The organism is Puia dinghuensis, from assembly GCF_014642875.1.
GTDB classification, from domain to species: Bacteria; Bacteroidota; Bacteroidia; order Chitinophagales; family Chitinophagaceae; genus Puia; species Puia dinghuensis.
Genome location: NZ_BMJC01000004.1, coordinates 450,908 through 465,387 on the forward strand (window position 1 = coordinate 450,908; position 14,480 = coordinate 465,387).

General features: G+C 50.0%; 10 protein-coding genes and 1 tRNA gene. 3 read left to right on the top strand and 8 right to left on the bottom strand.

Annotated elements, in window-relative coordinates; all coding sequences use genetic code 11:
- Positions 1-32 precede the first annotated feature (32 nt).
- A complete protein-coding gene (locus IEY39_RS19755; RefSeq protein WP_188934804.1) occupies positions 33-1,463 on the bottom strand; it encodes a hypothetical protein in 1,431 nt (476 codons plus the stop codon).
- 175 nt (positions 1,464-1,638) lie between these two features.
- Here IEY39_RS19755 and IEY39_RS19760 point away from each other — a divergent pair, with 175 nt between their 5' ends.
- The 3 genes from IEY39_RS19760 to IEY39_RS19770 are packed head-to-tail and all read left to right on the top strand — an operon-like array spanning position 1,639 to position 7,697.
- Positions 1,639-4,743, top strand: coding sequence for a SusC/RagA family TonB-linked outer membrane protein (locus IEY39_RS19760; RefSeq protein ID WP_188934806.1), 3,105 nt, complete (start codon positions 1,639-1,641; stop codon positions 4,741-4,743).
- A gap of 19 nt (positions 4,744-4,762) precedes the next feature.
- Positions 4,763-6,298, top strand: coding sequence for a RagB/SusD family nutrient uptake outer membrane protein (locus tag IEY39_RS19765; RefSeq protein ID WP_188934808.1), 1,536 nt, complete (start codon positions 4,763-4,765; stop codon positions 6,296-6,298).
- 49 nt (positions 6,299-6,347) lie between these two features.
- A complete protein-coding gene (locus IEY39_RS19770) occupies positions 6,348-7,697 on the top strand; it encodes an FAD-binding oxidoreductase (RefSeq protein ID WP_188934810.1) in 1,350 nt (449 codons plus the stop codon).
- An 18-nt stretch (positions 7,698-7,715) separates the two neighbouring features.
- On the opposite strand, the gene IEY39_RS19775 is transcribed toward IEY39_RS19770, so the two are convergent.
- From IEY39_RS19775 to IEY39_RS19805, 7 genes are all read right to left on the bottom strand, one after another.
- The gene (locus tag IEY39_RS19775) at positions 7,716-8,345 is read right to left on the bottom strand and encodes a Crp/Fnr family transcriptional regulator (protein ID WP_188934812.1); all 630 of its coding nucleotides are present in this window, start codon (positions 8,343-8,345) and stop codon (positions 7,716-7,718) included.
- A 39-nt stretch (positions 8,346-8,384) separates the two neighbouring features.
- Positions 8,385-9,020 (bottom strand): endonuclease III domain-containing protein, encoded by a 636-nt coding sequence (locus tag IEY39_RS19780; RefSeq protein WP_188934814.1) that lies wholly within the window; start codon positions 9,018-9,020, stop codon positions 8,385-8,387.
- 62 nt (positions 9,021-9,082) lie between these two features.
- A tRNA-Ile gene (locus tag IEY39_RS19785) sits at positions 9,083-9,156 on the bottom strand.
- Between the two features lie 81 nt (positions 9,157-9,237).
- Positions 9,238-10,572 (bottom strand): HlyD family secretion protein, encoded by a 1,335-nt coding sequence (locus tag IEY39_RS19790; protein ID WP_188934816.1) that lies wholly within the window; start codon positions 10,570-10,572, stop codon positions 9,238-9,240.
- The gene (locus IEY39_RS19795; RefSeq protein WP_229688999.1) at positions 10,562-12,769 is read right to left on the bottom strand and encodes a peptidase domain-containing ABC transporter; all 2,208 of its coding nucleotides are present in this window, start codon (positions 12,767-12,769) and stop codon (positions 10,562-10,564) included. Before IEY39_RS19795 ends, IEY39_RS19790 begins: the two co-directional genes overlap by 11 nt.
- 5 nt (positions 12,770-12,774) lie before the next feature.
- Positions 12,775-13,611, bottom strand: a complete 837-nt coding sequence (locus IEY39_RS19800; protein WP_188934820.1) for a DUF6625 family protein — start codon at positions 13,609-13,611, stop codon at positions 12,775-12,777.
- A 3-nt stretch (positions 13,612-13,614) separates the two neighbouring features.
- On the bottom strand, positions 13,615-14,472 hold the full coding sequence (locus tag IEY39_RS19805) for a DUF6625 family protein (protein ID WP_188934822.1): 858 nt from the start codon (positions 14,470-14,472) through the stop codon (positions 13,615-13,617).
- Between the last annotated feature and the right edge of the window lie 8 nt (positions 14,473-14,480).

Sequence of the window (14,480 nt, forward strand, 5' to 3'; positions counted from 1 at the left end):
CTGATTTTTAATAGGGCGCAAGATATTACTTTTCATCGAACTTTCCCCGGAGGCGCGATTGCGATGGAATCAAGACCATAATAGAGGCGATAGGCATGGTCCTGCGATGCGGCGCCATCATAGTAATAGAGGAGGGGTGGCTTTTGCACCAGGAGGGTGTGGACGGTCTCAAATACCCCATGGGGAAATACCTGGCGGACACTGGCTTCCACGGCGTCTTCATACGATGCAACAACGGCTACGCCCGCCCGCCGATGGCCGGCAAGGGTCAACTGCCGGTCGCGATCCACCTGGACGGCATGGTAAAAATAGCCGGAAAGGACTGTTTTCCAGGCATCTCTATAGTTGACACTGGCCAGCAACAGAACGGCCAGCATCCCCGTCAACAACACCGGTGACAGCCTTAAGGCGCCGAAGATCGATGCTCCGGCTTCTTTGCGGAGACCTGCCAGAAAAACCAATAGCAGCGCTCCGCCGGTAAACCAACCGGTGAGGTTGTTTAACGCCCGGGGTGGGAGGGAGCCGCGCGATCCGATGAGTACTGTTAACAAAGAAAGGAAGACCAGCAACAGGAGCAGGATCAGCCCCGAAAGAAATGTTTTTTTCTGGCGCAAACCAGCCAATGGCGAGAGATATACCCCAAAAAGGAAGACAGCGGCGCAGGCGAACCAGAAGAGCGGCTCCTTGAAAACGGCGAAAAGCACGGATATCAGCTGAAAAAAGGTGGCGGATAGGATGGCGACAGCGCCAGAACCGGTGTTCATCATTTGGCGACGCTCAAGGATAACCCCCGAGGTAAATACGATGAGCACACACATGCCTATCGCCACACCAAGGTAAAGCCAGCAATAACCCGGCACTGGCAGGCCACTATAATAATAAAGTCCGATAAGCGCAATAAGGAAAAAAAGCAGGAATACGGCTGCCATTTCATTGCACCCGATGATCAGCACGATCAGCAGGAGAAGAACGATATCGCGACCGGGAGCGGTCCCGGCGACCTCCAACCGTCTTACGAGGCAGCCTGCAAATACCAACGAAAGAATAAAGGAAGGCTGATAGACGATAGCGCTGCTGAACCAGTAAAAACCCGTTGCGATATCCGCTTGCACATAAAGGAAAAGGATAAAGAAAAGAAAACTCAGACCCACAAGATGGTTGCGCGAGAAAGGCCGGCCGGGCACCAGGGCATGGAGAGTCGACAGCAAAAAGAAAATGGCCCACCAGGTGGATGCAAAAAGGAGCAGGCATGGCAACCAGTAGTAATGCCGCAGCAGATCGAGGCTCAAACAGGCGCCATTTAGAAAAGTGGTGGTATAACGGCCCGCCCAGTGACGATAGATAAAACCCTGGCTCTCCCAAAAGCCATGAGCCCTGTATAAATTATAAAAATTGAAATCATCCCCTGCCATGTTGCTGAGGAAAGGAAGAAGGAGGAAGGGAAGCAGGCAGATAATAATCACCAGCCAAAAGATAACCGTAAGTGTTTTTTTTACCGCTGTTGATTTAATCATCTGAGGGATCAGCTTCTGCTGATTAAAAATAAGCAATTACGCCAAATGGAGATACTAATTTGACAATCCCGCGGAATCCCACCGCTGAAAATAGTACTTACTTGCCGGTACTAATTGCTGCATTATGAAAAAGAACCTTCATGCCTATACCCTTTCACCAAATAGTTGCATTCTCCTTCTTCTTCTTTTCCTCCGCCTTACGCTATCCGCCCAGCCTATAACCGTAAAAGGCAAAATACGCAACGAGAAAGGCGAGGCACTAGCCGGGGCGACCGTCACCCTGAAAGGTACGACCGTCAGTACGGTGACAGATGAGGCAGGGGATTTCTCCATCCAGGCCCCACCCGAGGGTGTCCTATCCATTTCGGTCGTTGGCTATCTTGGCTTGGAAGAAAAGATCGGTGGCCGTACCAGCTTCGTCATTGTGCTCGTTCAAAAAGCCGCCGAACTAAATGACGTAGTGGTGGTGGGATACGGTACCCAAAAGCGGGCTGACCTCACCGGGGCCGTCGTCGCCGTCACCGGCAATGAGATGAACAAGCGCATCGCTACCGACCCCACTCAGCTGCTTCAAGGCAAGCTTCCCGGTCTCTCGGTCGTGCAGGGGTCCGGTGAAGCCGGCAATGAAGGGCTGGTATTGCGCATCAGAGGCCTGGGCACCAACAGTTCGGCCGGCAGCAACCCCCTTGTCATCGTAGATGGCCTACCGGGCAGCCTGACAAACCTGGACCCGCAGAACATCGAATCGGTGACCATGTTAAAGGATGCGGCCTCCGCAGCCATCTATGGCACCCGCGCCGCCAACGGCGTCATCCTGGTGACGACAAAACAAGGCACCGGCGGGCGACTGCAGCTGAGCTATGACTATAATATCGGCATCACCCGGCCGACGGCCCTGCCCGACAACCTGATCTACAACTCAGCACAGTACATGGTATTATGGGATTCGGCGGCCGTCCATTCGGGTTATCCCAACCAGTTTACCCAGGCGCAGATCAACCTGTACAGCAGCCCCAATAGGGACAAACATCTCTATCCCGATTACAACTGGCTTCATGAGATCATGCGCACCGTCATCGTGCAGAACCATCACCTGGGCTTCACCGGCGGACGTAATGGCACGACCTATAACATTGGCCTTGGTTACGTTGATCAGCCCGATATCATGCTGGGGTTCTCGTTTAAAAAATATAACCTGCAGTTGAACCTCAACACGAAGATCACCGATAATATCACCTTCGGCTCCAGCCTCACCCTCAACTATAGTCAACGCCGTTATGCTTCACGAGGAAGCCAGGATCAGTTTCTCTCCGATCTCTCCCAATCCCCCATGTATGGCCCGATACTCCCGGATGGCAGCGGCCGGTATGTCAACTCCGTATTCCCAAGCGTACAGACACCCAACAAAAACCCCATCGCCATCGCCCAGAACGCGCTCGTCAACGACAAAGACTATTATGCCCAGGGCAGTCTCTTCCTGAATGTCAGGATCATCAAGGGGCTCGAATGGAAGACCAGCGGCGGGTTCAACTTCGAATACGAGAATATCTATGATTTCAAACCGGTGATCAATCAATACAACTGGTTCGCCGGTCCCAACGATGCGCCCGAACGCACCCTGGATGTCAATGGCCAGGGGCTCATCGAGACAAACAATACCACTGTCTACCCCGTAGGCTATACGCAACTCACATATACCCGCAGTTTTGGCTCACATAATCTCAAATTGCTGGGCGGTACCCAGGCCGAGTACAACAAAACGCAATCCCTTGCCGGCAGCCGCAACACCCCTTTTTCCAACAATATCACACAGGAGCTGAATGCGGGTCCGGTAGGTTCCCAATTGGCTTCCGGTACTTCGGCGGAATGGTCCCTGCGGTCGTATTACGGACGGCTCAACTATGACTACCAGGAGAAATACCTGCTGGAAGCCAATGCACGATATGACGCCTCTTCCCGCTTCCCGCCGGGCAACCGCTGGGGTCTCTTTCCCTCTGTATCGGCAGGCTGGGTCTTATCCAAAGAGGGCTTCCTGTCAACCGTTTCCTGGCTCACCAGCCTGAAACTCCGGGGCTCCTGGGGAAGACTCGGTAATCAAAACATCTCCAACTATCCCTACCAGGACCTCTATACCAGCGCCAATGCCTATAATGGCAATACCTCCTACGCCTACTCTTTCTCGGGGAGCAATTTGAATTCGGGTGTGGCCCAGAATTCCCTTTCCGACCCGAAGATCAAATGGGAGACGACCCGCATCGTCGACGTCGGTACCGATATCACCGTATTCAATAAGTTAAGCCTGTCTATCGACTATTATAACAAGCTCACGTATGACATCCTGTACAAACCACAGATCCCGGCATATATCGGGCTTGGCGCGCCGACGATCAACAACGGCAGGATGCGGAATACGGGATTCGAGGTCACGGCGCAATACTCCGATCATATCGGCCCTGTTCGCTATTCGGTAGGCGGCAACTTCCAGGCAAACAAGAATACCCTGGTAAAATTCGGGGCGCCGCAAATTACGGCTAACAACACCATCAATATCGAAGGCTATCCTTTTGGCAGCTACTATATGTACCAGTGGATCGGCATTTTCCAGTCCTACGATGAGATAGCGCGGTCGCCTGTTCAGCCATATAGTCCGCAACCGGGGTATTTGAAATTCAGGGATGTCGACGGCAACGACACCATCAATGCCAACGACCGGGTCATCGTATCCGGGGTCTTCCCGAAATTTGAATATGCCTTCAACGCCGGCGCTTCGTGGAAAAATCTCGATCTCACCGTCTTCCTTTACGGTTCGTATGGCCAGAAACAATACGTCGGCGGTTGGGGAATACAACCCTTTGACCAGGGTTCGCCGCCTCCCGGTAACTATCTCAATTCCTGGACCCCAACCAATCACAGCACCACGACACCACTGATCTATATTACCGGTCAGGGAAATGCCAGCGCCAATATCACCACTCCATCCACCTATTATTTAAAAGACGCTTCTTTCCTCCGCATCAAGAACGTGCAGCTCGGGTATACCCTGCCGGCGGCTATGGCAAAACATGTCGCCATGAGCAGTCTGCGCGTCTATTTCGCGGCCGACAACCTCGTCACCTTCACCAAATTCCCGGGTCTCGATCCCGAACGGGCGGAGGGCAACGGTAATGTACGCTTTGTCGTACACCCGCAAAACCAGGTGTTCTCTTTTGGGGTAAAAGCCGTTTTTTAAATCGTAAAACATCGATCACATGCAACGAGTATCTATAAAACCCATCCTGTTCTCACTGGCAGCCGCACTCCTGTTCGGTGCGTGCAGCAAGAGCTTCCTTGACAAGAATCCAACCGACCAGCTTTCTTCGGCCGACTTCTGGAAGACCCAGGCCGATGCCGACCAGGCGCTTACGTCCATCTACAGCTACCTGATACAGGGCTATAACTATACCAGCAGCACCAATACCGGCCAGGGCTGGGGCTCGGGTACCCCTTACTGGGAGACACTCACCGACAATGCTTTCAGCGGGGCTTTCGGAACGGTGGCGACAGGGGACATCGAACCCACCACCGGAACAATACAATCGGACGCTTACAACACACCGTATAAAGCGATACAGGATTGTAATGTCTTTTTAGCCAATATAGGCAAGATACCTATGAGTGCGACGACCATGAACCAGTATATTGGGGAAGTACGGTTTATCCGGGGCTATTACTATTTTCTCCTCGAACAGCTGTATGGCGATGTAGTTCTGTCCCTCCGCCCCCTTGGAAAGGACTCGGCCAGTTACAAGCTGCCGAGGACACCAAAAGCCGTCGTCATCGATTCTATCTTCAGCGATTGGAACGTTGCAGCAGCCAACCTGCCCAATACCGCTTATTCGGGTCATGTGGTACGAGGCACCGTCTTAGGTTATCTTACCAGGCTATACCTGACGTTGCAGGACTGGCAGGATGCCGCGGCGACGGCGCAAACAATTATGACTGAAGGGAAGTTCAGTTTGTATACCGGTGGCTACCGGGGGCTGTTCCTGAAGCCGGGTCAGAACAACAACCCGGAGATCATGTTCTCCGGCCGCTACCAGATCCCCAATGCCTACGGCCCCGCCGACTATCTCTATACCTATAGCAGCAGCTTTCAGCCGGTGAGTTACCTGGTCAACGACTATGAATGTACCGACGGACTACCTATCACCAAATCGCCCTTGTACAAGCCCGCCACACCGTATGTTAATCGTGATCCCCGGCTGCTGGCTACCATCCTGACGCCGGGAGTACTATACAAAGGAGGGATACCGTTCGTCCCCGCACAGATCGGCGCCTCGGCCGGCTTTCTCAACAAGAAAGGAGTCGACTCTACCCGGGCTACGGTCATCGGTACCCAGAGCGACCAGGATTGGGTCTACCTGCGTTATGCCGATGTCCTGTTGATGTATGCGGAGGCGGAGAACGAAGTCAATGGACCGGTGGCCAGCGTCTATACCGCGGTGAATACCGTACGGGGCCGGCCAGGCGTCAACATGCCCCCCTTACCCGCCGGACTGTCACAGGACTCCATGCGCACGCGCATCCGGCACGAACGGCGTATCGAGCTGGCGTTGGAGGGACAACGTTATTTCGATCTGAAACGGTGGCGGCTGGACAGGATGATCATCCCCACGATAAAAGACCCAAGCGGCGCCTATCGCACTTTTCCCCTGCGGGATACGTTGTGGCCGGTGCCGCAATCGGAGATAGATCTGGCAAAAACGTATAACAATCCGGCATTTACCCAAACACCCGGGTATTGATAAACTCGTCAACTATAGCTAATTTCACGGCGAATTCAAATTATCTCGCATGCAGTCCGCCCGGAAAGAGAAGTTAGCAGGATGGGGCAATTACCCTGTAGCTGAATCATATACCTTAACCCCCCGCAGTGAAGCAGATGCCAAATCCGACCTGGAAAAAGGGAAGATCATCGCCCGCGGACTGGGCAGAAGCTATGGCGACCAGGCTGTCAATGAGAATCAGTATGTCGCCATCTGCACAAAGCTTAACCATTTTTTAAACTGGGATGAGAAAGAAGGGATTTTGGAATGTGAGGCCGGGGTAAGCCTGGAAGAGATCATCTCCGTCTTTGGACCAAAGGGATGGCTGCCGATGATCTGCCCCGGTACAAAATTCGTGACCATCGGCGGCGCCATCGCAAACGACATCCATGGCAAGGCCCACCATATCGACGGATCGTTTGTCAACTGCATATTGTCCTTTACTATATTGTTGGCCGATGGGACGACGGTAGAAGCCTCCCGCACGGAGAATGCCGATCTGTTCTGGGCCAACTTTGGCGGGCTCGGACTTCTTGGCGTGATCCTCAAGGCCCGGCTAAAGCTGCGCAGGATAGAAACGACCTATTTCCGGCAAAAATCGCTCAAGATAAAGGGACTCGATCACATGCTGGAGGCGCTGGATCGGTACGATCATGAATATAATTATTCCGTGGCCTGGATCGATGCGCTTGCCAAGGGGAGCAAATTGGGTAGCGGCGTCCTTACCCTGGGCAATGCTGCCAAATTGAACGATCTCCCGGAGAAACTAAAGGCCGATCCCTTAAAGCTACATGCGACAGGCAAACTCTCCGTGCCTTTCTTTTTCCCATCTTTTGCGTTAAACGGGCTGACGGTGCGGATGCTGAACCGCGTCATCGCCTTTGTCCAGAATTCCCCTAAAGAGTTTGTCCATTACGAAAAATTCTTCTTTCCGCTGGATGCCATCAACAACTGGAACAAGGGATATGGCAAACGCGGGTTCATCCAATACCAGTTTGTCATCCCCGAAGAGAATGGGAAGAAAAATCTTACCGAGATACTCGAGATGATCGCTGGCAGCGGTTGTACGCCCTTTCTCAATGTATTCAAACGGATGGGCGATGGACAGGGCATTCTCTCCTTTCCCTTCAAGGGATATACGCTGGCGATCGATTTCCCGGTAACGAAGAATCTTCTTTCTTTCACGCCGAAGCTGGATGCAAAGGTATTGTCGGCGGGTGGCCGTTTATATTTAGGGAAGGATGCGTTGTTGCAGGAGAACACCTTCAAAGCCATGTATCCCCAGTATACAGAATGGCTGGCTATCAAACGCAAGTACGATCCGGGCAATCGGTTCACCTCGAACATCTCCCGGCGATTGGGACTCGACATCGCATAGTCCGCTTCGGCAGGAAAGTCACACCTTGGAAGTGAATTTCTTTCTCACCCTGCTCAGGGTTTCCAGGGTCATCCCAAGATAAGAGGCGATATACTTCAGTGGAATACGATTGACGAGGGGCTCATGATGCGTAAGAAAATGCCGGTATTTGTTCTCGGCTTTTGTCAGCCTGGCGATAAACGCGCGTCTTTCGGCGTCGGCATAGTAATGCTGTAATAATTTCCGGGCCACGATGTTGAACTCGGGCAGCTCGCGGTACATTTTTTCCAGGTCGTCATTGGCGATGACAAGCAGTTCGCTGTTTTCCAGCACCTGGATATTTTCGACGGAAGGCTCCTGGTTGTCGAGGCTGAGGATCGAGGAGACTAGTTCGTTCTCCACGACGATCCAGGTAGTGATATCTCTTGCTCCCTCACGGGTAAAACCTCGCACAGCACCTTTTACAATAAAATAAATGTGTTCGCAAAATGCCCCTTCTTTTAGCAGCAGTTTCCGTTTTCTGACGGATAGGCCGGTAACATGTTTCTTCAGGTAGGCTTCCATCTCGGCGGTCAAAGGATGAAAATAGCTCAGCACATTAAGTAAGGGGGTAATGTCTGGGGTAGGCACATGCTCCTTGCCCGATCCATGTGGTTCAGGTTGCTTCATGATTTTGGGGCTTGGGGGGTTTAAGTAAACAAATATAATCTATTTCTTAAGGCGGGAGTAATAGAGGCATACGGCGTTCATGAGGCAGGATTCGCATTTTGGCTTGGGGGTGCAGACTTCTCTTCCAAGGAAGGACATCGCCATTCCGGCGTCCCACTCTTCTCGCGGCAGGATTTTCATGAGGTGTTCTTCGACCTTTTCCGCATCGGTGGCTTTGGTGATACCCAGTCTTGGCGCCACCCGCAGGACATGAACATCTACGATCACACCTTCGGGCGGGGCCCCGGCTCCCCGGAGAACGACGTTGGCGGATTTTCTGCCGATACCGGGCAGTTTAATGAGCTTCTCCATGGAAAGGGGGATATCTTTATCGGTCTTTATCTCCCTGGCAATAGCCGTCAGCCATTTGGCCTTGTTTGCAAAATTGGTTAGGGTGCCGATATAGGGGAAAAGCGCCTCCGGCTCCACTGCGGCCAGTGACTCCACATTCGGGAAGGCGGCGAACAGCTTTGGCGCAATGCCGTTGACAAAAGCATCGGTCGACCGCGCGGAAAGTACCACCATTACGATCAGCTGGTAGACATTCTGGAATTCCAGCGGATGCTTTTTGTTCTTGTACTGCCCAAGCAGGGGGCGTATGGCTTCCGGCCAGTCGATCTTTTTCTTGGTAGGCATTGCCTTATAAAGGTCTAAAAAAAATCCCGGAAATTGGACTGTCCAAGTATCCGGGATTTAGGTGGGCCCTGCTGGGCACGATCCAGCGACCCTCTGATTATGAGTCAGATGCTCTAACCAACTGAGCTAAGGGCCCTGCCGTTTGGGGCGGTGCAAAACTACAAAATAGGCGCTGTCCGGTAAAATTTTAAATTTAGGATCTTATTCTAATCCAGGGTCATTTTTTCAGACCTTTTGCAATACCGTAATAAAATCTCTCTAACAGCCGCAGATCATGGGTGATGATCTCCCCCTGAGCCAGCAGGCCCTGCCTGAATTGAACCTGTCTCCTGTAATTGGTTACCAAACCGTTGGGCAAGATTACTTTTGCCAGATAGCCACTGTCTGTGGAGATATTGGATATAAAATCGATCTTACCTCTCACGCTGCCATACTCCGGGAAAGGATAAGAGGCAAACTTCAAGAGTACTTCCTGCCCGGTTCTCACCTTTCCGAAGTTGGCCTGCGGGATATAGACTTCTGCATAATATTCGGCATTGCCGGGATTGACAAAGCAGACTACCTGATTCATCTGTAATTGTTGGTTCTCCTGCAGGAAGGTTGCGAAAGCCACCTTGCCTGAGATGGGAGAGATCAATAAATATTTTCGCTTCCAGTCATCTACCTGACTTTTTAAGGTATTTAAAGCCTGAATAAATACGCTCTTCTGCTGAGAAATGCTATTTTCCAATTCTTCTATCTCCTTTTGTTTTTCGTTTTGCAGGCTTTCGTTATTGATAATGCCCGAGAGCACCTGCGGGAGTGCGAGCTGTTTATTGATGTATTTGCTCTTTTCGACCCGATAGTCCTGTTCAGATATGATGGTATCTTTTTTCAGTGACTGATTCACTTCCAGCGTTTTTTGTGATAGGTCGGCATCCTGTTGGAAAAGGTCCTTCTGCAACAACAGGTTCTTGTGTAATTCCAGTAACAGGGACATGTCTTTGAAAAGCATCGCCTTTTTTCGGAGATAGAGACCGCCGGAAACATAATTGCGAAAATTCGCATATGCCTGCTGAAATACCTGATAGGCTTCCTGGAGCTCTCCCAGCCCCTTGTAGGAGTGGCTGAGATTAGCGAATGCTTGCGGCATATCGTTTCGGATCATTCTCGATTGTGTGCTATCTATAGTAGCCGACAGTGCAATTACCTCATCGTAACTCGCATTGCTTTCCAGAAAACCAAGGATTGCACCCTGTCTGGCAAATTCGTTCTCTTTTGCAAAAAGCCGGACCAGTTTCCCCGATGTTCTTGTGAGTACCTCCTTTGGTGCATTGATAGACGTAAGTCTTGCCGACGTAACCACAATATCCGGATATCTGATGATCCAGCAAATGGCAACTACGAAAGCCAGCAGCATTGCGAAGTATACTGTTCCCCAACGAACGATATGAGGAGGCTTGCCGGAAACGATCTCTTCGACATCGGAGGTATGTTCCGCAAAGATCAGCTTCGGAGCGGTATTGTTCGCATGGACTCCATTCGGGCCGGTTAATATGGATTCAGTTTCCAAGTTCTAATTGGTTTTTTACAAGTTCGTAATATTTCCCCTTTTGCCGAGTGAGCTCATTGTGCGTTCCTTCTTCGGCGACCCCGCCGTTGTCCAGCACTATGATCTTATCCGCATTTTTAACGGTGCTTAGCCGATGAGCTACAACGACCACCGTTTTGTTTTGGAAAAACTGTTGCAGATTCTCGAGTATCACCCTTTCATTATTGGCATCCAATGAATTGGTCGCTTCATCAAAGAACACGAATTGGGGGTCTTTGTAAACCGCTCTTGCTATAGCGACACGTTGTTTTTGGCCACCACTCATCGAACTCCCTTCGGCCCCCAATTTTGTATAAAAACCCAAAGGAAGAGATTCTATGAATGAAAGGATATTGGCTATTTTGCAGCTGCGGATTAACCGGCGCTCATCGATCCGTTCGTTGCTGATGGCAATATTATTCCTGATCGTGTCATTGAATATATAGCTGTCCTGAAGCACGGTGCCGCATATACTGCGCCAGTACCGGGGGCTGATGGTCTTGAAGTTGGCTCCGCCTATATGTATCTCACCCTGGTATCTATCATAGAAGCGAAGCAACAGCTTTATGAGGGTGGTCTTTCCGCTACCGCTCATTCCCACTATCGCCGTTACTTTATTATGCGGGATGGTCAGGCTGACGCTCTTCAACACGGGTTCATTGTCCGGTCCCGGGTAAGCAAAGGAGAGGTTTTTTATTTGAATAGAATGTTCGCCGGGGATATCGTGATTGAAATGTTTATGTGCAGGTTCTTCATCTTCCTGGGCATGGATGTCATTCAGCCGTTCGATCGACAATTTGGCGTCCTGCGCCTGCTGAATGAAGGAGATGAGCTGTTCGACAGGACCATTCAGCTGCCCCAGGATGTATTGTATGGCCAGCATCGTACCCAGGGTCAGTGACCCATCTATGACCAGTCTTGCGACACAATAGGTGATCAGGATATTTTTCCCCTGGTTTATGAAGAATGCTCCTATTTGCTGGTATTGTGTGAGGGTCAGGCTTCTAAAGTTGATCTTGAAAATTGCCGCCTGAAGGGCCTCCCAGGCCCATCGATAGGTATTTTCCGCATTGTTCATTTTTATTTCCTGCATGCCGTATATCATTTGCATAACGGCATTATTCTCACGGGAGGAGATGGCAAAACGCTGATAATCCAGCTTCCGGCGATATTTTAAGAAAAAATATATCCAGATCAGATAGAAAACGCTTCCGCCCATGAACAAAAGGAAGATGGAGATATTATAATTCAACAGCACACAGGAAAAGAGGCCAAGGCTGAGGATCGAGAATGTCGTGTTTAGCGCGGTGCCGGTAAGGAAACTTTCAATGCGCTGGTGGTCGCCTACCCGCTGTATAATGTCTCCGGGGTGCCTGGTGTCGAAAAATTGCATGGGCAGGCGTAACAGCTTCGACCAGAAACTGGACAATAACGACATATTTATTCGTGTGCTTACATGCAGAAGTATGCGGTTACGGATGAATTCGATAAAGGTTTGCGAGAACAATAGCATCAGCTGCGCAGCCAGGACAATTTCGATAAACCCGAGATCGTGTGTATTTATGCCGGTATCTACAATACTCTGAGTGAGATAGGGAAACACCAGCTGAAGAAGGCTGCCAAGCAGCAAACCCAGCGATAATTGGAAAAAGTAGGATTTGTGCTGATGTATATAAGCAAGTAATTGCTGCCAGCCGATGGTTTTTTTCATCTCTGCAGGCCCGGTGTCCGGCTCCGTGGGCACGAAGAGGGGGTCTTGCTCCAGCAACAGGACTGTTCCTTTTGGCGTTTCGCTATCCCTGGTAGAGGCCCAATGCTCGAGGAACTCCGGCTTGGATAATTTAATGACTCCTTTTGCAGGATCGACAATGGTCAGCTTCCTTCTTGAAGATTCGGGGGTCAAAACGACGAAGTGGTATTGGTCCCAATGCAGGATGGCGGGCAGCTGGGCTTCATCTATCAATTGGTCGAAGCTTAGTTTTACCCCGACGCTCTTGAAGCCGATGCTTTCCGCAGCATCTGCCAGGCCTAGCATTGATGTTCCAAGCCGTCCGTAATTGGCTGTATTTCTTAAACGATCCGCGGACACGGGCCGGCCATAGTATTTTGCCACCATCCGAAGACAGGTGGGGCCACAATCCATCGCATCCAATTGTTTGTATATTGGAAAATTTCTCACTCTCATTATTTTACATAGATTCTTGTGGGACTGATCAGGTAGGTATCCGGAATCGACTTTGGAGCTGTTTTGGGGTTATATACTCTTTTAAGCCAATAAAGGTGATAGAGGATGCCTTCGAACACCTTCTTATAGATCAGCTTACCCTGGTGGAATCGGATCCTGCCGATCAATCCTTCCAGCAGGATAAAGTCGAAATGCGCCCTTATTTCCTTGTCTCTTTCTGCCGCCTTGACGATATGGGTAAAGCTTTCGATCTCTGTTTCGACCTCGAAGATCGTCTTCCCGCTGTGTGTTAGTTCATCCCAGACAAAATTGCATTCGTCGAAACAATAGTGTTTCTCACTCGAGAAAACGGTCTCATAGTCCTTGCTTTTCATGAAAAGGCGCTTCATCCGGGGTGTATTCCGGTATAGTGCAAAACAGCCCGTTGTATAGTCGTGGCGAAGACTTATAAAGTCATATTGATCGAGAAATTCATCCGTCATAAAATTTCGGACGTCACCGTATATCACATCGATATCGCTTTGGCACCAGAACTGATATCCGTGGGTGTAGTCCTCAAAGATGAGCCCATAGGCAGGCTTGAAATCGCATAGTTTATAGGGATGGTCGATATTGACGGTGAAATTCAGTTTTTTACTTGCTAAAGCCTTTAATTCTTCGATCGACTTTTTTATAATGACTACGTTGGGAGGGAGATCGAAGTCATGGGCGATATCTGAAAATATCCGAAAGTCTATCGACGGATTATATTTGCAGGAATGCAGAAAGTAAGAAAAGTACCATGGGAATTCACCATAATAGCAAATGAGGACGACAATTTTGTTCTTTGGTTCCATGTCTTAAGAGGGCATTTGATCGTTCCTGGTATAAATGCGGGTCGGACTTATGTAGTATGTGTCCGGTATCCCGTGAAGTTTGGGTTTGGGCATATACGTTTTCTTCAGCCAATGCAAATGATACAATGCAGCCTCGAATTGATTTTTGTAAAGGAGTCTCCCCTTATCGAATTTTATTTTGCCGGGGATCCCTTCGAGCATTATAAAATCGAATTGCGTCCGGATCTCACCGCATTCGCTTCCCTTTCTTACCAGGTGGGTGAAGCATTCGATATCGGTCTCTACCTCTTCCAGATCCTTCCCCTCATTTAGCTCACAATGCTTGAAATTGAGCTCGTCGAAGCCAAGATATTCGGATGAGGTAAACACATATTCATAGTCTTTGCTTCGTTTGAAGAAGTTGTTCATCAACGGACTATTGCGGCTTATGGTAAAGCATCCTGTAGCATAATCGTGTCTTGCGCTTATAAAGTCATGCGATCGTAATATATTATCCGTGATCAGGCTTCTGAGGTTTCCGTAGATGATATCGATATCGCTTTGACCCCAAAACCCATACCCCGTAGTATAATTTTCGAAAATCAGGCCATAGGCCGGCTTGAAGTCGCAGAGCTTGTATGGATAGTCGATCCGCACCTCCATTGAAAGCTTTGCACATGCCAGCTGCCTTACGTCCGCCAGCGTCATATCTATTTGCCTTACGTTAGGTGGAAGTTTCAGCGAAGTCTTTGCATCGGAGAAGATCAGGAAATCGACATCGGAATTGAATTGACAAGAATGCAAAAAATAAGGGAAATACCAAGGGAACTCTCCAAAGTAAGTTATCAATACTATTATCTTTCCTGGTTTGGTCTCGCTCATGTTCTGTA

Bases quoted from the DNA above. Each gene is read 5' to 3' on its own strand.
- IEY39_RS19775 (WP_188934812.1), bottom strand. From the start codon at position 8,345: ATGAAGCAACCTGAACCACATGGATCGGGCAAGGAGCATGTGCCTACC.
- IEY39_RS19780 (WP_188934814.1), bottom strand. From the start codon at position 9,020: ATGCCTACCAAGAAAAAGATCGACTGGCCGGAAGCCATACGCCCCCTG.
- IEY39_RS19800 (WP_188934820.1), bottom strand. From the start codon at position 13,611: ATGGAACCAAAGAACAAAATTGTCGTCCTCATTTGCTATTATGGTGAA.
- IEY39_RS19805 (WP_188934822.1), bottom strand. From the start codon at position 14,472: ATGAGCGAGACCAAACCAGGAAAGATAATAGTATTGATAACTTACTTT.
- IEY39_RS19765 (WP_188934808.1), top strand. From the start codon at position 4,763: ATGCAACGAGTATCTATAAAACCCATCCTGTTCTCACTGGCAGCCGCA.
- IEY39_RS19760 (WP_188934806.1), top strand. From the start codon at position 1,639: ATGAAAAAGAACCTTCATGCCTATACCCTTTCACCAAATAGTTGCATT.
- IEY39_RS19770 (WP_188934810.1), top strand. From the start codon at position 6,348: ATGCAGTCCGCCCGGAAAGAGAAGTTAGCAGGATGGGGCAATTACCCT.